17 protein-coding genes are annotated in these 21,437 nt (G+C 34.6%); 14 read left to right on the top strand and 3 right to left on the bottom strand.

The window, feature by feature from the left end:
- The first annotated feature begins 18 nt into the window (after positions 1-18).
- The 11 genes from ispE to TY13_RS18685 all read left to right on the top strand — a co-directional run bounded on the left by ispE (position 19) and on the right by TY13_RS18685 (position 11,605).
- Positions 19-885 carry a 4-(cytidine 5'-diphospho)-2-C-methyl-D-erythritol kinase gene (gene ispE, locus TY13_RS18730; RefSeq protein ID WP_042479094.1) on the top strand — a complete coding sequence of 289 codons (867 nt, stop codon included), beginning with the start codon at positions 19-21 and terminating at the stop codon, positions 883-885.
- A gap of 303 nt (positions 886-1,188) precedes the next feature.
- Positions 1,189-2,016, top strand: a complete 828-nt coding sequence (purR, locus tag TY13_RS18725) for a pur operon repressor (RefSeq protein WP_042479092.1) — start codon at positions 1,189-1,191, stop codon at positions 2,014-2,016.
- On the top strand, positions 2,017-2,391 hold the full coding sequence (locus tag TY13_RS18720; RefSeq protein ID WP_042479091.1) for a RidA family protein: 375 nt from the start codon (positions 2,017-2,019) through the stop codon (positions 2,389-2,391). It abuts the gene before it with no gap.
- A 281-nt stretch (positions 2,392-2,672) separates the two neighbouring features.
- Positions 2,673-2,963, top strand: a complete 291-nt coding sequence (gene spoVG / locus TY13_RS18715; protein ID WP_042479090.1) for a septation regulator SpoVG — start codon at positions 2,673-2,675, stop codon at positions 2,961-2,963.
- Between the two features lie 152 nt (positions 2,964-3,115).
- Complete coding sequence (gene glmU, locus TY13_RS18710; protein WP_042479088.1) at positions 3,116-4,480, top strand: bifunctional UDP-N-acetylglucosamine diphosphorylase/glucosamine-1-phosphate N-acetyltransferase GlmU; 1,365 nt, start codon at positions 3,116-3,118, stop codon at positions 4,478-4,480.
- Positions 4,481-4,504: 24 nt separating this feature from the next.
- Complete coding sequence (locus tag TY13_RS18705) at positions 4,505-5,464, top strand: ribose-phosphate diphosphokinase (RefSeq protein ID WP_042479084.1); 960 nt, start codon at positions 4,505-4,507, stop codon at positions 5,462-5,464.
- Between the two features lie 135 nt (positions 5,465-5,599).
- Positions 5,600-6,790: an MFS transporter gene (locus tag TY13_RS18700; RefSeq protein WP_042479083.1), complete on the top strand. Its 1,191-nt coding sequence runs from the start codon at positions 5,600-5,602 to the stop codon at positions 6,788-6,790.
- A 921-nt stretch (positions 6,791-7,711) separates the two neighbouring features.
- Positions 7,712-8,608 (top strand): polyprenyl synthetase family protein, encoded by an 897-nt coding sequence (locus TY13_RS18695; RefSeq protein ID WP_230199482.1) that lies wholly within the window; start codon positions 7,712-7,714, stop codon positions 8,606-8,608.
- 11 nt (positions 8,609-8,619) lie between these two features.
- Complete coding sequence (gene comX, locus TY13_RS20795; RefSeq protein WP_326586623.1) at positions 8,620-8,784, top strand: competence pheromone ComX; 165 nt, start codon at positions 8,620-8,622, stop codon at positions 8,782-8,784.
- A 33-nt stretch (positions 8,785-8,817) separates the two neighbouring features.
- Positions 8,818-10,983: an ATP-binding protein gene (locus TY13_RS18690; RefSeq protein ID WP_042479082.1), complete on the top strand. Its 2,166-nt coding sequence runs from the start codon at positions 8,818-8,820 to the stop codon at positions 10,981-10,983.
- Between the two features lie 7 nt (positions 10,984-10,990).
- On the top strand, positions 10,991-11,605 hold the full coding sequence (locus tag TY13_RS18685) for a response regulator transcription factor (RefSeq protein WP_042479081.1): 615 nt from the start codon (positions 10,991-10,993) through the stop codon (positions 11,603-11,605).
- A 50-nt stretch (positions 11,606-11,655) separates the two neighbouring features.
- Here TY13_RS18685 and TY13_RS18680 read toward each other — a convergent pair whose 3' ends face one another.
- The 3 genes from TY13_RS18680 to TY13_RS18675 all read right to left on the bottom strand — a co-directional run bounded on the left by TY13_RS18680 (position 11,656) and on the right by TY13_RS18675 (position 15,504).
- A complete protein-coding gene (locus TY13_RS18680; RefSeq protein WP_052344388.1) occupies positions 11,656-13,920 on the bottom strand; it encodes a S9 family peptidase in 2,265 nt (754 codons plus the stop codon).
- Between the two features lie 1,193 nt (positions 13,921-15,113).
- Positions 15,114-15,275, bottom strand: coding sequence for a hypothetical protein (locus TY13_RS20790; protein WP_154661645.1), 162 nt, complete (start codon positions 15,273-15,275; stop codon positions 15,114-15,116).
- Between the two features lie 28 nt (positions 15,276-15,303).
- Positions 15,304-15,504 carry a hypothetical protein gene (locus tag TY13_RS18675; RefSeq protein ID WP_042479079.1) on the bottom strand — a complete coding sequence of 67 codons (201 nt, stop codon included), beginning with the start codon at positions 15,502-15,504 and terminating at the stop codon, positions 15,304-15,306.
- 385 nt (positions 15,505-15,889) lie between these two features.
- On the opposite strand from TY13_RS18675, the gene TY13_RS18670 reads away from it, so the two are divergent.
- The 3 genes from TY13_RS18670 to TY13_RS18660 are packed head-to-tail and all read left to right on the top strand — an operon-like array spanning position 15,890 to position 21,047.
- Positions 15,890-18,082 carry a peptidase domain-containing ABC transporter gene (locus TY13_RS18670; protein WP_042479077.1) on the top strand — a complete coding sequence of 731 codons (2,193 nt, stop codon included), beginning with the start codon at positions 15,890-15,892 and terminating at the stop codon, positions 18,080-18,082.
- Positions 18,083-18,093: 11 nt separating this feature from the next.
- Entirely contained in the window at positions 18,094-19,764 is a 1,671-nt protein-coding gene (locus tag TY13_RS18665) for an HlyD family efflux transporter periplasmic adaptor subunit (protein WP_042479075.1), read from the top strand.
- 11 nt (positions 19,765-19,775) lie between these two features.
- A complete protein-coding gene (locus TY13_RS18660; RefSeq protein WP_042479074.1) occupies positions 19,776-21,047 on the top strand; it encodes a hypothetical protein in 1,272 nt (423 codons plus the stop codon).
- Positions 21,048-21,437 lie beyond the last annotated feature (390 nt).

Below are 21,437 nucleotides of genomic sequence, written 5' to 3'. Positions count from 1 at the left end.
TTAGGGAGGAATTTAAATATGCTTTACATTAAAGCTCCAGCTAAAATAAATTTAACTCTAGATGTACTATATAAAAGACCAGATAACTACCATGAAGTTGATATGATAATGACAACGATTGATTTGTCAGATAGAATTGGTTTGGAAACACGTCAGGACGGATTAATTAAAATTATTTCAGCAGATCGCTTTGTACCGAATGATGAGCGCAATTTTGCTTATCAAGCAGCGAAGCTATTACAAGATACATACGGTATTAAAGAAGGTGTATCCATTACAATTGATAAGGAAATCCCCATTGCTGCTGGATTGGCTGGTGGAAGTAGCGATGCAGCAGCAACGCTCCGAGGATTAAATGAGCTTTGGAGCTTAAGATTAACAATAGATGAGTTGGCGGAGCTTGGGGCGCAAATTGGCTCAGATGTGCCTTTTTGCGTATATGGAGGAACAGCTCGCGCAACAGGGCGTGGAGAGAAGATTGAGGAACTCCCAGCCCCACCAAATTGTTGGGTTGTTTTAGCAAAGCCCAAAATTGGTGTATCTACAGCAGATGTATATGGTGGATTGAAGCTAGATTATGTAGAGCATCCAAAAACAGCACAGGCAATAAATGCAATTGAGAATAAAGATTATGAAACATTATGTACCTCACTTAGTAATGTATTAGAAAGCGTGACGTTAAAGCTGCATCCTGAAGTTGCTATGATTAAGGAGCATATGCATCGACTTGGTGCAGATGCAGTGCTAATGAGTGGCAGCGGACCAACTGTTTTTGGGTTAGTAGATAATGAAGCACGCACAGCAAGAATATATAATGGGCTAAGAGGTTTTTGTGATGAAGTGTACACAGTTCGTTTGCTTGGTGAGAGGAATCCACTTGCGTAAATGCGTACATTTATGTTAACTTACGTATAAAATATTCGTATTCTTAACAGAATGAGGAAATTATTATTATAATTCTGTAGAAGGCTCCCATTTCTATAGATGGTGAGATGAATGCTTATTTTGCTTTTAATTTAGTGTGTGCACAAACACTCACTGAATGAAGATAAAGTCTCCAGCGGATGTAAAAGATTGTTAAAGAGGGCTGCATTGCGCAGATTAGTTAACCATGGTTACGGGACATAATGGTTTTCGGTTAACTTCCCTTAGTTAGCTGGGGCGTAATTGATAGGAGAGGGTCATACTATGAAATGGAAGCGTAGTGAACGACTTGTCGATATGACATACTACTTGCTTGAACATCCCCACCAATTGATCCCCCTTACTTACTTTTCGGATTTGTATCAATCGGCCAAGTCTTCTATTAGTGAGGATTTAACGATTGTGAAAGAAACGTTTGAGGAGAAGGGAATCGGGCTTTTAATAACAGTACCTGGTGCAGCAGGAGGGGTGAAATACATCCCGAAAATGTCTGAGCAGGAAGTAAAAGATATTATTCAAGAGTTGATCACGCAGTTAGGGCAATCAGATCGTTTATTGCCAGGTGGCTATTTGTTTATGACGGATTTACTTGGTAATCCAGACTTTATGAATCGTGTTGGGAAAGTATTTGCAAGTGTCTTTGCTGAGCAACAAATCGATGTTATTATGACAGTAGCAACAAAAGGTATTTCCATAGCACATGCGATAGCACGTCATTTAAATGTGCCAGTTGTTGTTGTTCGTCGAGATAGCAAAGTAACTGAAGGCTCAACAGTGAGTATTAATTATGTATCAGGCTCTTCGCGTCGTATTCAAACGATGGTTTTATCTAAACGTAGCATGAAAAGTGGGCAACGTGTACTTATCACCGACGACTTTATGAAGGTAGGCGGTACGGTAAATGGTATGAAAAGCTTACTTGAGGAATTTGAATGTGAGCTAGCAGGCATTGCCGTTTTAGTTGAAGCGGAGCATGCGGATGAAAGACTAGTGGATGATTATTATTCTTTAGTTAAGCTACATGAAGTAAATGAGAAGGATCGTATTATTGAACTTAGCGAGGGCAATTATTTTCAAAAGGGGAGATTGTAAATGAAAACAGTATCAACAGCAAAAGCACCAGCAGCAATTGGACCATATGCACAAGGCATGATTGTCAACAATATGTTTTATTCATCAGGTCAAATTCCATTAACAGCTTCAGGCGAGTTAGTTGATGGTGATATTGTTGACCAAACAAATCAAGTATTCGAAAATTTAAAGGCAGTTCTTGCAGAAGCAGGCTCTTCGCTAAATCAAGTTGTCAAAACAACAGTATTTATTAAAGATATGAATGAATTTGCAGCATTGAATGAAGTATATGCTTCTCACTTTGGAGAGCACAAACCAGCTCGTTCAACTGTTGAAGTTGCACGTTTGCCACGAGATGTGAAGGTAGAAATCGAAGTTATTGCATTAGTGAAATAAGCTAATCGCTATAGGAGTTACGAAAAAGTCGAAGAAAGACTTTCTCGTAGCTTTTTTTGTTAGGCTCAGAATAGACTAAATTCGGTGTTTTGCATGGTATATATTACATATTAAAACCATCGATTATCACATTTTTTGCTCACTTATTACAAAATTCCAATATAAATATTTTTAATATTTGAAATATTTTAAAAGTTTAGTACTATTAAAGTAGGAATTAATATTCTATAAAAAGAATATTATATTCCAACATAGGCATCTTAGATTGAGGGGGTGAAAGAATGGAAGTAACAGATGTAAGATTAAGACGTGTACAACTAGAAGGGCGTATGCGTGCTATCGCTTCCATCACACTAGACGACGAATTTGTTGTACATGATATTCGCGTAATAGATGGCAATACGGGTTTATTTGTGGCAATGCCAAGTAAACGTACCCCAGACGGTGAGTTCCGTGATATTGCACATCCAATTAAGTCGACTACGCGCAACAAAATTCAAGAAAGCGTATTAGCTGCATACCATGCGTCCAGTGAAGATGATACGCTAGAGCTTGAGCAAGCAAACGCGTAAAGCTATAAGTGAAACTAGTGAGGCTGTAAGGAAAAGAATATTTCTTTACAGCCTTAATTATGTCATCGTTTTGTCAAGTCACTATACCTTGAAAAACACGATGATTTACTATATAGTCAATATGAGACTTAGAGTTAAATTGGAGGACTTATATGACAAATATTTATGCAATCGTTTTGGCTGCAGGTCAAGGAACACGTATGAAGTCCAAATTATATAAAGTACTACACCCTGTTTGTGGGAAGCCAATGGTAGAGCATGTCGTTAACCATATTGAAACACTGGACGTAAACCGTATTGTAACAGTAGTTGGTCATGGTGCTGAAAAGGTACAGGAGCAACTAGGCGATAAAAGTGAATATGTACTACAGGCTGAGCAACTAGGGACAGCACATGCGGTTCAGCAAGCAGAAGGCATTTTAAGTGAGCTTGAAGGAATAACACTTGTCGTATGTGGTGATACGCCGTTAATACGACCAGAAACGATGAAAGCTTTAGTTGATTACCATCGTGAGCAAAATGCGAAAGCTACAATTTTAACAGCTATTGCCGAGGACCCAACAGGCTACGGACGTATTATTCGTAATGAGGGCGGGCAAGTAGCACAAATCGTAGAACACAAGGATGCAACGCCAGAGCAACATCTTGTAAAGGAAATTAATACAGGTACATATTGTTTCGATAATAAGCTATTATTTGAAGCATTAAAGCTTGTAAACAACGATAATGCGCAAGGTGAGTATTATTTACCTGACGTTATTGAAATTTTGCAAAAGCAAGAGGAAATCGTGTCGGCTTATGTGACAAAGGATTTTAATGAAACGCTGGGTATTAATGATCGCTTTGCCTTATCACAAGCAGAGGAATTAATGCGCGCACGTATTAACGAGCGTCATATGCGTAATGGTGTAACAATCATCAATCCTATAACGACACATATTAGTGCAGATGCGAAAATCGGTAGTGACACAATAATCCTTCCAGGAACAATTATTGAAGGTAATACAGTAATTGGTGCAGACTGCCAAATCGGGCCAAATAGTCATATTATAGATAGCCAGATTGGTAACAGCACATCGATTCATAGCTCTGTAGTTAAAAGTAGCGTAATCGGTGAAGAGGCAGCAGTTGGTCCATTTGCGCATATTCGCCCTGAGTCTACACTTGGCAATCATGTGAAAATCGGCAACTTTGTTGAAGTGAAGAAAAGCCAAATTAATGATGACTCAAAAGTATCGCATTTAAGCTATATTGGTGATGCTGAAATTGGCAAAAATGTGAATGTTGGTTGTGGTTCTATTACTGTTAACTATGATGGTAAAAATAAGCATAAAACAATTATAGAAGACGACGTATTCGTAGGATGCAATACGAATCTAGTTGCGCCAGTAACGGTTCGTAAAAATGCTTTTATTGCAGCAGGCTCTACGATTACAAAAGAAGTGCCTGAAGATGCACTAGCAATTGCACGTGCTAGACAGGAAAATAAATTAGGTTATATGAACAAATTAAAATAATATATATATAAACAGGAGGGCATCATGCCATATCATTACGCTGACTCAAAACTAAAACTTTTCTCACTAAACTCAAACAATCCACTTGCTCAAGAAATTGCACAAGAGATGGGTGTGGAGTTAGGTAAATCATCTGTAAAACATTTCAGTGATGGAGAAATTCAAATTAGCATTGAAGAAAGTATTCGTGGTTGCGATGTATTCATTGTGCAGTCAACTTCTGCACCTGTAAATGAACATTTAATGGAACTTTTAATTATGGTGGATGCAGTTAAGCGCGCTTCTGCACGTACTGTCAATGTTGTAATGCCTTACTATGGCTATGCTCGTCAAGATCGTAAAGCAAAAGCACGTGAGCCAATTACTGCAAAATTAGTAGCAAACTTATTAGAAACAGCTGGTGCAACACGCGTTATCGTGTTAGATTTGCATGCACCACAAATTCAAGGTTTCTTCGATATTTTAATCGACCACCTAGTAGCAGTACCATTGCTTGCTGACTATTTCGGTTCAAAAGGCTTCAATTCAGATGAAGTGGTTATCGTATCACCAGACCATGGTGGTGTAACGCGTGCACGTAAAATGGCGGAGCGCTTAAAAGCACCAATCGCGATTATTGATAAACGCCGTCCGAAGCCAAATGTTGCTGAAGTAATGAATATCGTTGGTAATGTTGAAGGGAAAATTTGTATCTTGATTGATGATATTATTGATACAGCTGGTACAATTACAATTGGTGCGAACGCATTAATGGAGTCTGGTGCGAAGGAAGTTTATGCTTGCTGTTCACACCCTGTATTATCTGGTCCAGCAATTGAGCGTATCGAGAACTCATCAATTAAAGAATTAGTTGTAACAAATACAATCCAACTATCAGAAGAAAAGAAATCGCCAAAAATTAAAGAGCTTTCTGTAGCAAAATTAATGGCAGATGCAATCTCTCGTGTTTATGAAAATAAATCAGTAAGTACATTATTTGACTAATAATTTAAGGCTGTATGGAAAGTAGGCTAACGTACTACTTTCCATACAGCTTTTGCTGTTTTTATTTTGAAAGTAGTTGTGTAGTAGCTGACATTCGCTATAATCAAATTAACAATAATAGAAAGTAGCGTTTAGATGAAAACATATAATGAGAAAATGAGTATTTATCATGGCATGGCCTCCACGCTTGCTGCTAATACTACAGCAAATTATATTCCGATTTTTTCGATAGCGATTTTAGGGGCAACCAATTATCAAGTAGGCTTAATTAGCTCCATTCCGCCTTTAGTTACATTGCTGATGACTGTTCCTGCAGCAATACTATTGAATAAGGCGGTAGAGCAAAAGAAGCTTGTTGCTTTTTCCGTGCTAACGGCAAGGCTAGTTTTTATGTTATTAATATTTATTGCGTACATACCACAATCAATTGCTGCCTGGGCATTATTAGCACTTATTGCGCTGATGAGTATTCCTAATACGACCGCAACTATGGGGTGGCAAGCATTAATCGGTAATATTATTGAAGATAGAAGGCGTGGGCAATTTTTTAGTGATCGCAATCGCTTGCTAACAATGGTAGGGCTTATTTCAACATTATCAATTGGCATTATTATGCGAGATGCTACGAATAGCACCTTTGCTTACCAGCTCTTATTTTCAATCGCCTTTTGCTTTGGCTTGTTAGAGGTTTATTTTTTGTTAAAGCATGAGGAAGGGGAGCCTGTACAGAAAAAGGAACGAAATAAGGCTATGAATTGGGGAATTTTCAAAGACTCTAATTATGTACGATTTTTATTTGTAGCTCTACTTTTTAATTTTGGCTGGCAAATTGCCTGGGGGCTTTTTAATATTTATAATGTGCGCTATGCTGAGGCGACAATTTTTTGGATTAGTATGTTTAGCGCGGCAAATATGCTGGCACAAATTTTTTCCTTCCCATTATGGCGCAAATGGTCAGAAAAGTATGGCAATATGAGAGTTTTTGTTTGGGTTGCTTTCGGAATGGCGGTAGCGCCATTTGCAATGTCACTATCAACAAATCTCATATATTTAACATTGATGTCGGTACAATCAGGCTTATTCGTATCAGGCACGACATTAATTTTATTTAATTTGCTATTAGAAAATTCACCGAAGGAAAATCGAACGTATTGTATTACAAGCTACAATGTATTACTAGCAATTATCGCATTTATTGCACCGCAAATCGGTATTTGGTTACTCGAAACATTTACGATGAATATTGCAATGAATATAAGTTCAATGGTTCGGCTGGCTGCGGCGTTTGGATTTCTTTATGTGTGGATGAAGAATAGAAGAAGTTAGAGTTGCAATTATGAGTAACACTAATGTAATAATAAGACAATAAAAAACGTAGTTAAAAGTATCAGGAGACTTTTAACTACGTTCTTCTTACAAAACTTACTTATTCATTTTTTATAATTAACCTTATAGTTAATACTACTCAAGATAACTAAAAATATTGTGGCACCTAAATAAAACATAAAACCAGTTTTATTAAATCCAACTCTGTAGAAGAGTGTTGTAGAAACTATGAATAATAAAGTGATAAGTATGTTAAAAATCCAATAGCTTCTCATAAGAATCCCCCCTAATTAAAAGCTACTATAAACATTTTTAGTTTTGCCTGTAAAATCTTTATTCTCGTAATATACAGTCATAATATCCTCGATTACGCCAGATTTAGTACTTCTCTTCATATACACCTTATAAGATAAATAACCAGAAAATGTTTCCTTAGCACTTATACCAACAGCGCTTAAAAAGAGGCAGCAGCCATCCTAGGAATAAATCCCGCGGCACCGATTGCAACTCCACCAAGATATATGCCTAGCGATCTGTCTAGATTGCTGTAATATAACTCATAGTTAACAGGTAGAGAAGACTGAGACATACATTTATATGCAGGATAACATGCAGGAGTTACTACTGCATCTTCAATTACTTCCCATGTAATAATTTCATTTTAATTGTTTGTTACAAGATTTAATTTATTTATCTTTGAGTTAATTTCATCTTAGCACTGCATATACCACATTAACAATTGCGTGATTCCGTAGCGGACGTGCTATTTTCCACCAATTATTTATGGATGGCTGCCACATAATTGTTAAATACAGCCCATAATTTGAAAATTAATATATAAAATGATGAATTATACTCTATTCTCTTGATACAATCATAAGACAATGGTACTATAATTTCGTAGTAAGGTGGTTGATAAAGTTGGCATATAAAAATGAGATAGTAGAGAAAATGAAAGAAATTATCTTGTTAGAAAATATAGAAGAGTCCTTCAAAACAACTCTATTAAGTTATATAAATGAGAAGAAGGATTACTCCATGTCTTTTGGGGAACTTTGTGTGCTGCATTATCAAGCGTTTTTACAACAAAAAGCGGATGAACGTATTATTTTTGTTGCCGCGGCTGTTGAATTATTAATATTAAGCTTCGATATAATAGACGATTTACAGGATGGTGATGCAGACTATCTATGGTGCCAAGACCCTGTAATTGCAATGAATGCGGTTTTAGCAATGCTATTTTTAACAGTGAAATGTATTCAAGAAAGTACTTTTCCATACAGGGCGCAAGCAATACAGGTGTTATATAATTTTGCATTGAAGAGTATTAATGGCCAGTACCTCGATATTCGTAATTATGGTAAGGATGAGGCATCTTATCTAAAAATGACGGAGGCTAAATCAGGTGCATTAATAGCACTAAGTAGTTCGATAGGTGTTAGCCTAGCGATAGGTAAAGTGGATGAAAGGGTAACTGAATACTCAATATGCATTGGTGTAGTTCAACAAATATTAAATGATATTCAAGGCTTGAAATCATGGGAAAAGAAAAATGATCTGCTTAATAGAAAGCTTTCGTTGCCAATCATTTATTTATTGGAACAGCCAGAACAATATGCAGATATTTTGAGAAATTACTATAAAGGCTCAAAGAAGGAGATAGATACTACATATTTTAAAGAAATATTATTAGAAAGTGGCGCAATTAACTATGCGCTCGCTATAAAAAATATATACCAGTATAAGGCATTACATATGGTAGAGGCGATGCCATTTAGCCATGCGGACAAAACTTATTTAAAAACATTTATAGAATAGGAGATTTTATTATGGTGAGTAAATTAATTAAATATTTAAAAGAGAATCCACAATTAGTTCAGTTATTACAAGAAGATAAATTATCACTTGTGGGTGTTTCAAAATGGGAGCAACAGGCGATTACTGAGGCGATGAAAGGGCCGATGAAAGTATTTTCCTATAGTTGGCGACAATAAGCAATGAATAGACACAACGGAGTTTTTTGGGGAGTGATCGTTTGTTATACAATTATTTTTCTTTATTTAATAACGATTACTATAAAGACACCCGTTATTGATGTTAGTGTGGAACGAGTTCAGCATCAATTGATTATAAAAGATTTTACTTATACTGATTGGGCTGCACGTTACAATATTGAACGAGGGGATATAGTATTAGAAGTTAATCAGCAGCAAATAATGGATGATATAACTAAGATTAAAGGAGTAAGTAGCATATTAATCCAAAATGCGCAGGGCGATAAAAAGTTTATTGAAATCACCTATAGCGATTTTAAACCCCAACTTCTTTATTTTATATTGATTCCACTTCTTTATTATATAATGTGTTTAATAGTTTGTATCTATTTATATTTTAATCGAAAAGATTCTTTTCATTCCTTTATGGTTTTTACATTATTTATATTAACCACTGCATTAGAATTCGGCAGTATCGGGGCAACAGCGCACCTTTCTAGTGTCGGAATGTTTATTTCGAGTATTGGGGGCGTGGTAATTCTCATTTTACTACTGCATTTTCTTCTTAATTACTTGCGACACTTAAACATAGAGCATGCATTAATTATAAAGCCTATTTATTTATATGGTTTTTTGATTATAAGCTGTATGTTGATGTTGTTAGAAAAAGTCGTTCCCGCTATTTATCAATGGAATACACAGTTTCTTTTAATTATTATGTTGGTGCTTACTGCCTACACATTGTTTATTTTACTAGTCACATATATAAAAACTAAAAAAAAGCAGCTATTAGCATTGTTACTTTGTTTAGTTGGACCTCTTATACCAATGCTATTGTTTTATGCATTACCGTTGCTGTTATTTAATCAGTATATATTTAGTGCTCTTAGTTGTTTCTTAGTTTTACTTTTGATTCCCATTTTATTATTAGTCACACAATTACCAGATTACTTGTTTGATATTGATTATGAAATTTCAAAAATACGCTACTATAGTATACTTTCTCTAGTTGCCTCTAGTGTCGTTGCAATAAGTCTTTATTTTATGCTGGATATACAGCAACTAGATGTTTTTAAAAGCTTTCTTTTATTATTTATCGTTATTTTTGCGATGCTCTATTTGAAAGAACGAATAGACTATGCCAGCCGCAAAATTTTATATTCACCTAAAGGCGATTATGTGCATTTTGTCTATAAAACAATTGAGCATATTAAGAATATGCCTTCAGTTGATAAGTTATTAAAGCGCTTTAGTGAGGCATTGGCACAGCAATTATCTGTAAGCCATGTTGAAGTGCATATATATTCAGCTAGTGATGGAGCGCAGGAAATAGTGGCAAGTCCCAAAATAATTGAAAGCTTGAAGTTAGGTACTGTGAAAAAGGTGGAGCGGCGCTATATTGGCTGTTTACATGAAACTTTGGACAAAAAATATATTGTAACGATTGAAAATGATGGCGGAATTTATTTAAATAAGGAAGAGCTATTAAGCTTGGAGTTATTATTGATGTATGTTAGTAATTTCATTGATAATACGCAATTTGTCGAGCGGCTTATTGAGCAACTAGATATGTCGCAACAAGGTTCTCCAGCATGGCTGAAAAAATTCGTTTGGATACAGCTCGAAAATGAGAAAGCACAGCTTGCACAAGAGCTACACGACACGATTTTACAACAGCAGCTGTATTTAATACGAGAGCTAGATATTGCACAAATGGATATACAGCTAATTGAGCGTCATCGAGAATATTTAATCCAATTGAATGCTGATTTGCGTCAGTATTGCGAGCAATTAAAGCCACCATTGCTAGATAAGCAAGGTTTGCACGTAGCGTTAAATAAGTTATTCATAGAAGTAGAGGAACAAGCGGATTTTATCATTATCCATGAAATAGAGGAGGTAGTACTTGATTCACTGGAACTGCCACTATTAATTTACCGCACAATCCAGGAGATGTTAAATAATGCGTTAAAACATGCAGAAGCAACCTACGTCAAAATTACGCTAACCAATACGTCACAAGGCTTTGAATTAGTCTATTTTGATAATGGTATAGGCTGTGATTTATCTGAAGTAGGGCTGAAAAATTCAATGGGGCTACAAGGGATGAAAGAGCGCGTGTATGCATATAACGGCTTGATTGAGTTGACATCTGCACCAGATGAAGGTATGCATATACGTATAAAAATAGAGGAGTAATATACGAATGATTAAACTATTATTAGTAGATGACCATCCACTGATTTTAGAGGGCAGTAAACAAATTTTTGGCGACGTGCCAGATATTGTTGCAGACATATTGGCTGATGTGCAGGCATTTCCTCAAGTGCTTGCAGGTACTCAGTATGATGTATTTTTACTTGATATTAATTTAGGTGCGAGTAATGGTTTAGAGCTTGCTGAGCAGGTAAGAGCTAAATATCCAACAGCGATCGTTATTTTGTATACAGGCGAGAAAGTGGAGGATTATTATTCACTGATTTTTGAGAAGAAAATTGACAATGTTGTTTCGAAAACAGCTACAAAGGATACGATTCTGCGGACAGTTTATGCAGCGATAAATAATGAAGTGCTCTTGCCGAAAAACTTTATTGACTATATACAGCCACAAAGATCAACGAAAAAGAAATTACAGTTGAATCAGCGTGAAAAGAGAATTTTGGAGTTAGTTAAAGCAGGGTATACAAATAAAGCTATTGCACTTGAATTAGACTTAGCACAACGTACAATTGAAAGCAACTTATCACAAATCTATATGTTGTTAAATGTAAGTACGCGCGCGGATGCTATAGTGAAAGCGGTAGAATTAAAGTTAATTTGATATAAAAAAATCGCAGGGAGAGTCTACACTTCCCTACGATTTTTTTATGACTACTTCAAATGACTATCAAAGAATTTAACCATGGCATTATAAAATTCAAAGCGATTTTCCTCATTATTAAAGCCATGACCTTCGTTATCTTTTAACATGTATTCAACATCTACGCCTCTTGCGCGCAATGCTTGAACAATTTGATCAGATTCAGCTTGATTTACACGTGGGTCATTGGCACCTTGTGCAACAAACAAAGGTGTTTTAATTTTATCTACGTGGAAAACAGGTGAAACTGCCGTTAGTAATTCTTTATCTTTTTCTGGATGACCTACACGCTCATAAAATTGCTGACGCATTGTTTCCCAGTATGGAGGAATTGTGTCTAGCAATGTGAAGATGTTTGAAACACCTACATAATCTACTGCCGCAGCATATAAATCAGGTGTGAATGTGATACCAGCTAATGTAGCATAGCCACCAAAAGATGCTCCATAAATACCAATGCGCTCAGGGTCTGCAATACCTTGGTCGATAGCCCATTGAACGCCATCCGTAATATCATCTTGAATTTTTAAACCCCACTGTTTATTACCTGCCTGTAAAAACTCCTTACCATAGCCGGTAGAAGAACGGAAATTTATTTGTAATACAGCATAGCCACGATTTGCTAAAAGCTGTGCTTCTGGGTTAAAGCCCCATATATCGCGTGCCCATGGACCACCATGAGGGTTAACGATTAATGGTAGATCTTTTGCTTCTTTATTTTTAGGTAAAGTTAAATAACCATTAATTGTTAAACCATCACGACTCTTATAAGAAATAGGGTGCATTTTTGCCATAGCTTCTTCCTCTAACCACGGAGCAAGTGTAGCTAATTCCGTCAATTCATCTGTCAATGAATCGTAATAATAATACTTACCATATACCGTATCACTAGAAACACTTACAATAAATTTTGTTTTTTCTTTATTGTAATCATTGATACCTAGTTCACTTTCTTGTACACCTAGTTTATTTTGAATTTTGCGGAATAACTGCTCAAAGTCTTCATCGAAAAACTCATAATGCACTTTGTCTGTAACATATGTGCCAAATAAAAATTTGTCCTTAGCGCTATCGTGTAAAATACCTGCTACATCTACATCATCGTTTGAGAATACGACTTCTTCGTTACCTTGTAAATCATATTTAACAATGGCTACTTTATCACGACCGACATTGGAAGTAGCGTAAATGTGCTGATTATCTTTTGAAAAGCCTAGTGCTTGTACTGTATCTCCAGCCTGAACCTCAATAAATGGTTTGAATTCCTCTTGTTCTGTTTCACGATATAGGATAGTTCCTTCAACACCATCAGAAACAGCGGCAATGCGAATAGCACCTTTACTATCAGCTAACCAACCAACAATATTACCAGGGTTTTTTGCAACATGCGTTGATTTTCCTGTTTTCACATTTAATTTATAGACATCAAATACTGTTGCATCTTCTTTATTCATGGCAATTAAGATTTCGTCTTTTACGTCAAGTAAACCATTTAGAATGTTGACAGTGACATTTGGGTAAGGCGTTAAATCCTTTTCTGTATGGCCGTTAAAAGTAGATGAGTAAATATGGAAGTTTTCATCGCCACCATTGTCTTTGAAATAAAGCAATGTTTCATCCTTCCAGAAGAATCCTGCAATATCACGATCTGTCGAGCTTGTTACACGAATTGGCTCACTATCATCGCCCATTTTTTTGACGAATACATTTGCGCGATTTTCCCAACCAGAAATAAATGTAATGTATTGACCATCTGGCGAAAGCTCATAAGCAAAATTTCCGGGATTTTTCACGAAATCTTCGACAGCAATTTCTGCTACTGCTTCATTGCTTACTTTATTTTTAATATTTTTTGCATTGTTTAACGCTTTTACGGCATCCTCTTTGGAAAATGTATCACTTGTAATGCCAGCAAATAAAGCAAGCTCCTCTGCCTTTTTGCGATAATCCTCTAAGCTTTTTTCCTCTTTCTCTTGTCCAACAGCTCTAACCAAAATGCGAGCAATTTCATCACGTTGAATTTCAGCACTTAAATTAGCCAATTCACCTTCTCGTACCCACTCATTAATGATTTGTTGACGCATCGTTTCAGAGCTATGCTGGAATGTCAAAGCAGTAACAGCCATATCAAGGAATGTGTTGGCTGTTAGGCTCTCTGTTTGCGCAACTGTTATAATATTGTCATTTGCTGCGAGCGCATTCTGTGTAGATGCGGGATAAAGCGCAGATGTCGCTAAAATAATAGCGAAAGACGTGGATAATAATTTTCTTTTCAATGTAATCCCTCCATGTTGTTATTTACTTTTGATAGTGTGTAATTTTATGAAATGTAGTATGTATACGATTATTGAGTAAGTATTGTTTTTTTATTAGATTGAGGGGGAGAATCCCATGATTTTAGTGGGAGTCTCCTTCTCAAAATAGATTGGGCAATTTAGATTTCAGAAGATTTTTATCTAGTTAAAGTTTTAGTATCAATTTATACTTATCATTATTTTTATATTAATAATTCTAATGGATACATCCCTTTTGTGTATAAATGTATTGTATTACTAATTTAGGTTTCTTTCAAATAAAGCATCTAAGGAATAAAATACTATTGGATTTCATTTTGAAAGTGAGTATCTACCTCTATCCAAAACCATATATACAACTCCCTCACATAGAAGCTGTCCGAAAAGTTACTACTTTTTCAGATAGCTCCTTGCCTTTTTTAGTGAGACTACAACTAAGGCTTCTGAAGTACTCTATACTTTCTATATATAGCTATACTTGAAATAAAACTTATCAAAAATCCTGTTGAATAAAGTATAATAAAGAAATAATCTCTTTCTAGAATGGCAAATATAGAGGTGATTATGGAGACCATTAATAAAGATAACATACTACCTAGTGACACTTTGATTTGCTCTAAGCGTATCGTGCTATATACAAATAAGTAGGCACTTCCATCAATGAATAAAATTTAATTTAAAGGGTTTTACTGCTCCCTAAATTTAATAGTCCATAAAAGACAAGCGGCCGAACAAGATAAAATAAAAGGGGACCAATTAAACCTTCCCGCAGTTATCAAGGTATATATAACTCCAATGATTCCGTATATCAGTATAAAATATAATATTATTTTTGCTTTCAATAAAATCACCTACTTTTGAATCTAGCATTATTTGAATAATTAAGTATATCTAGATTTTATACAACTTCATTTATAGCAAACTTAGAACCAAAAGATGTTAGTAAGAAAGCTTATGTAAATATAATTTTTCTCTATTCATTTTAAATATATTAAAATGGTGTATTTCAGATAATTATTTAATCCTGAACGATATATGGAAAAGAGATGTCTATTTAGGCGTATGACTCTAATTAAGCTTTTTAATACTGTCATTCCTTAAAATGGGGTTTATCTCTCCATTTAAATTATCAACTTTACTATTTGCGAGTAAATAGTAAAGTTGATAAACTAGAATTAAACTAAAATTAAATTTTTTAGATTTTTTGGATTAAATGCACTACCAATGACTTTCCCTACTAAATATCCAAGGTCTGTTGAGATATCGAAACCACCTTCTACTAGTAAAAGATCTTGATCTGTTAGTTCTTTGAAGCTAGAAAAATTTTTAGAATCCATGTTAAACTCCCCTTTTTAATTAAATGTATTATCTACCAGAAAAACCGTCTTTGAAACCTTGAACCAATCCGCCAGAAAATTTCCAAACCTCATTTACAAGAACAATTCCGCCACCAACAAGTCCCGCAACTGTTAGAGCAGATACAGCCCCACCCTCAACTTCAATCAATTCTGTTTGATTTAATTCATCTAAAGATGAATTAAATTCTAAAGTTCCTAACTTATTCAAATTAAAACCTCCCTAAAATTTATTTTGAAGACAAAGTATCCTTTAGGATAGTGATATCTGCCTCTAGCCAAAACTATACACACCCACCCTCCGCATTAGCAATTGCGTGATTCCGCATGTTATTTATGCGGAATCACGCAATTGTATTTTGGTCTACTTCAAGTAAAAATAGTTTGAGGTAAGAATAAATAATAAGTAGAAAATCTTTAGCTCTATAGATGTAGGGATAAATACTTATTTCTATTTAGCTTCATAGAATGTTTAAACAATCACTGAATGAAGCTAAGTCTTTAAATAGAAACAAAAGTGCTTTTACAAGTAGGTTAAAGGCATAATTGATTTTCTTACTTCAACTAATTTAATAAGAGTAGAGGGATAGAAGTAGATGTTTAAAAAATATATTTGTATCAAGCAACACGATCAGAAGGATTGTGGTGTTGCTTGTTTAGCAACAATTTCAAAACAGTATGGTTTAAAAGTGCCAATTTCAAAATTAAGGGAAGTTGCAGGTACTGATAAGCAGGGAACGAATGTACTTGGCTTAATAAAAGCTGCTGAAGAGATTGGGTTTACAGCTAAAGCTGTGAAGGGAGATGCGACAGCTTTTTTTCAAGAATTTCCATTACCTGCAATTGCCCATTGTGTTATTGATAATCAATTTCTACATTATGTTGTTATTCATAAAATCACCAAAACACAAGTCATTATTGCAGATCCTGCAAAGGGAATTGTGAAATATACACCTGAGGAATTCTTTCAAATTTGGACAGGCATTTTGCTACTACTTGCACCTGCTACTAACTTTGAAAAAGGTGACGAAACACAGGGATTAATTTCACGATTTTGGCATTTATTAAAGCCACAAAAAAGCTTATTTTTTCAAATTTTTATTGGCTCTATTTTATATACGTTGCTAGGAATTGCAGGAGCATTTTATTTTCAATTCTTAATAGACGAGATTCTTGTATTTAATCTAGAGAAGTCATTGCATTTTATTTCTTTAGGCGTGCTTATACTTTACACATTTCAAATTTTATTAGACGCCTTTCGGAATTATCTTTTACTGCATATAAGTCAAAAGCTTGATATTTCACTTATTTTGGGCTATTACAATCATGTTTTAAAATTACCAATGAATTTTTTTAGTACAAGAAAGGTTGGGGAAATTGTCTCGCGTTTCATGGATGCATCCAAGGTACGAGAGGCATTATCAGGGGCTACCTTAACTATCGTCTTAGATACAATTATGGTGGTTGTTGGAGCTGCTATACTGTATGCACAAAGTACCTTTTTATTTGGCGTTACGCTTGTTATTGTACCAATCTATATTCTAATTGTTTGGGCATTCAAAAAGGCGTATGAAAATATTAATCGTAAAGAAATGGAGGATAATGCACAATTGACTTCATATCTTGTTGAATCGCTTAATGGTATTGAAACATTGAAAGCGTACAATGCTGAAAAAACAGTAAATGCTGAGCTAGAGAAGAGATTTATTAAGTTTTTAAAAAGTATTTTCAAGCATGGATTAATTGATAATTATCAAAACTCATTAAAAAATTATTTAAGCTTAGCAAGTGGTACTGTTATTTTATGGATAGGCTCTTATCAAGTGCTGAAAGGTGAGATGACAGCAGGGCAGTTAATTGCCTTTAATGCTTTACTAGCATATTTTTTATCCCCTTTACAAAACTTAGTGAATTTGCAGCCGATGCTTCAATCCGCTGTTGTTGCTTCACAAAGATTAGGAGAAATACTAGATTTAGAAACTGAAGAGGATAAGCATAAAGGAAAAAGAATGACTCCTCAACACTTAAAAGGGGATATAGACATTCGAGCACTGGACTTTAGATATGGTTCAAGAAGCCTTATTTTAAAAGATATAAATCTTTCCATTAAACAGGGTGAAAAAATAGCCTTTGTTGGAGAAAGTGGCTCTGGAAAAACTACATTAGCTAAGCTATTGCTCAATTTTTATCAGCCTGAGAAAGGTGAAATTTTAATTGATGGCAATAATATTCAAGATTTAGACTTTCATCAATTGCGTGAAAAGGTGGCATATGTTTCCCAAGAAAGCTTCTTTTTTAGTGGCACAATTGAAGAAAATTTATCGCTTGGAACAGGTGATGAGATTACGTTGGAAGATATTGTTGAAGCAGCCAAAATGGCAAAGGCACACGATTTCATTAATACATTGCCATTGCGATACAGTACGATGCTAGAGGAGAATGCCTCTAATTTATCTGGTGGACAAAGACAGCGATTATCCATTACAAGAGCTATCTTGAAAAAGCCTGACATACTAATTTTAGATGAGGCGACGAGCAATTTGGATTCGGTAACAGAGAAGGCAATATCTGAAATGATTGATGACTACTGCCAAGGCATTACAACCATATTAATTGCTCATAGACTGAGCACAATCAAAAAATGCGATAAAATTTGTGTCTTAGAGCAAGGGCAAATTATTGAGATTGGCACACATGAAGAATTGTTGCAGAACCAAGGAAGATATTATGAACTATGGAAAAATCAAATGACGGATAATGAAAAACAGCAAGAGCTAGTTTTTAATTAAGGTGATGGCAAATGAGAGTAAAAATAAATAATTTAAATGAATTAACTGATAGTCGTGAAATTTTAGAGTCTAAGCCACATCCATTTGTACCGATGTTCATTTCTATACTAGTGGTAATCATTATAGGAGCTTTAATTTGGAGCTATTTCGGAGAGATGGATGTAGTCGCAAAGGCAAATGGTATAGTTCGCCCTAATGAAAAAATACACACTGTACAGGCACCTCTTTTCGGCAAAATTGAAGAGGTGTATGTAAAGGAAGGGCAAAGGGTAGAGTTAGGAGATACTTTATTTTCAATAGAGCAGGCTGAAGTTTTGAAGGAGTTAGAGAATAGAAAAGCAGAGCTTGAGGGAATAAAAAAAGAATTAACTTTATTGAATACTTATAAGGAAAGTATTCAGGCAAAGAAAAATCTTTTTAAACGCTCGGAGGAGAATCGATATTCTGAGTTAGTAGATCAATACATAGTTGATTACAATAAATTACAATTGGATTTTGAGAATGCTTCTATTGATGTTGAACAAAAAAGAAGAAGTTTAGAGCAATCAAGTGAAATAGTTGATGTTAATATACTTGAAAATGAAAGAACGTTAAAAAATGAAACAAATAGATATGAAGTGGAAGTAGCAACATTAGAGGAAAAAATCAATCAACTGACATTTGATTTAGATAACGAAAATAAACTAAGAGAATCTATTGTAACGTCAGAAAATCATCTGGAACCAAGTGATACAGTACGTAATGCACAGTTAATCGGTTATCAAAAAAATAAAGAGCAATTAACTCTTGCTGCTGAAGATTATAAAAAGGTGTACGATCGTTCACTTGAACTTGGCGAACGCTTTGTATCAAAAGTTCAACTCGACAAAGAAAAAACACAGTATGAAAATGCATTAATCGAGCTAGAAAGCTTCGAGAATAAGACATTATTTGAGTTAGATACGAATATTAAGCAATTAGAAAAGCAACTTCAGCAAGTGCAAGCTGATTTAACAAACTTAAACAAAATGACCGATTTAACGGTGAATAATGAAGGGTTACATTTAGAAAAAGAACACCTAAATAAAAATATTCAAAGCATGAACAATCAACAAGGTTTATTAAATCAAGGTGAACAAGTAGCTTTAGATAAATTTAAGCTTGATAAGTTTGTAGAAATCAATAATTTGTTAGAAGTAGAGGAAAATAAAAAGAAAGCTATAGAAGAAAATATCGAGCGCCTCGAGATAGCATTAAATAATGGGGCGATTACAGCCTTGACTACGGGAACTATTAATATTGTGAAGGAAATCAATGTAGGGGAATTTGTGCAATCTGGGGAAACGATTTTAACAATCATTCCTGATAATGAATCTGAATACAAAGTGATGTTAGCTGTAACAAATCAAGAGATAGGAAAAATACGCATTGGGGATAATGTTAATTTTCATTTTAGTGCTTTTCCAAAACAAAATTTTGGCTATTTGACTGGAGAAATTACTTCAATTAGTTCGGATTCTTCTGTAGGGGAAAATGGCATGAGCTACTATTCTGTAAAAGCTTCTTTGAAAACTAAACAGCTCTCTAATAAACAAGGTGAAAAGGCAGAAGTGAAGGTTGGAATGACAGCAGATGCCTCTGTTATTACAGAGTCTAAAAAAATTATTTATTACCTTTTAGAAAAAGTTAATTTTATAGATTAGGAGCATGCAATATGCGAATGAAATTTCTTATAGCTTGCCTTTGTTGTTTGTTTTGTAATTTGCCTATATCGCAAGTAGTGCAAGCGGTTGAAGAGATTCCTATTTCAATAATTACGAAGGATGAGGCTATCGACCTTGCATTAAAGAATCAGGGCAATGTGAGACTTTTGGAGGTAAAGATAAAAGCATTGCAATCGCAAAAAAATTATATAGAAAATGAGCGAAAAGAATTAGAAAATATTGAACAACCAACTTTAAATATGTTACCAACAAGCATTGAATTTTTTATAGAGCAATTTCCAGAGTTTGATCAAATGGCTGAAGAGGAGAAAATAGCTGTGGACCAACTCATTACAACGCAAATTTTAATAAATACATCACTAAATCAATTAATTGAAGGACAAACACTAGCGCAGAATCAAGCGTTACAGGAAAAAATCGAATTGCAAAGAGAAGAGTTAAATAAAGCGGCTATTACAGCTGAAATAGATAAAAATAAAAGTCAAATTGAGCTAGAGCGAACAACCGAGGCAATTAAATATTATATTTCTCAAAAATATATTACGTTGCTATTATTGGAGGAAGAAATAGAGCAGCTTAAAATGGAGTTATTGTATATACAAAGTGATATTCAAGATTTTACTGTAATGAAGGAACATGGCTTAATTCATTATAAGGATTTTGAAAAAAAGAGTAATGAAATTCAAATGCTAGAACAGAAATTGAGTGAAAAAGAAAGAGCATATCAATTTTATATGGAAGAGTTAAAATCGGAAATAGGATTACCATTTGATCAAAAAATAAATCTTGAAAAAATAGATGTAGCAATAGAAAAATTATCAATTAGCAATTTAGAAAGTCAAATTAATAGGATGTTTAGCGTGAGAGCCATAGAGGAGGATATTCGATTAGGTCAAGAACATTATACGAATACTGATTCTGATAAAACGCATTTAAAAGACTACTACTATTATAACTGGCAGGCGACACAATATGAAAAAGAAACGCTTTTGAAAGAAATACAGGCTAAAGTAAAAAAATTAGATTTAGAGCAAGATACGATATTCACACAGATGGAAGATTTACAAGGGTCTAAAGAGGCTTTAATAATAGATAAAGAGGATTTAGAAATTCAGTTTAATCTAGGATTTGTTACAAGGATAGAAATAGATAAAATAAATCGCGATATACAGCGTGCCGAATCTAAAATAAATATGTGTAAGTATCAATATTATTTATTGTATGAAAAATTTAGTCGAGCATTGAATGGCTATTTGATGTAAATTAGTTGCCTCTTTTATATAGTTACGATGTCCGCTGAAAAATCAGGGTGTTTAGAATGGCAAAATCTTTCTAAATACCCTGTCTCTATATTAAATGTTTGGCAAAACAATTGTTTTTGTTGAATTATGAGTGTACAAGGAAGAATATTCATTTAGCTTTTACGTATTTTCTATATAAAACTATAAACGAAATAGAGTCTGTCACAATACCTGTTAAATCTGCCTATACCCAAAACTATACACACTCATCCTCGCATTAACAATTGCGTGATTCCGGTGCGGTATCATCCAATTGTCTTTTGATTTATTTGAGCTAAAATAGAGTAGAGTAAGAAATATGGCTAAAACGAAGTATGTAGAGGAATGAAAATGATAAAATTATTTGTAATA

The sequence above is a fragment of the Bacillus ndiopicus genome (assembly GCF_000612805.1).
Classification (GTDB): domain Bacteria; phylum Bacillota; class Bacilli; order Bacillales_A; family Planococcaceae; genus Metasolibacillus; species Metasolibacillus ndiopicus.
Note: the sequence above shows the minus strand (reverse complement) of the source record. Positions and strands in the feature narration are given on the sequence as shown.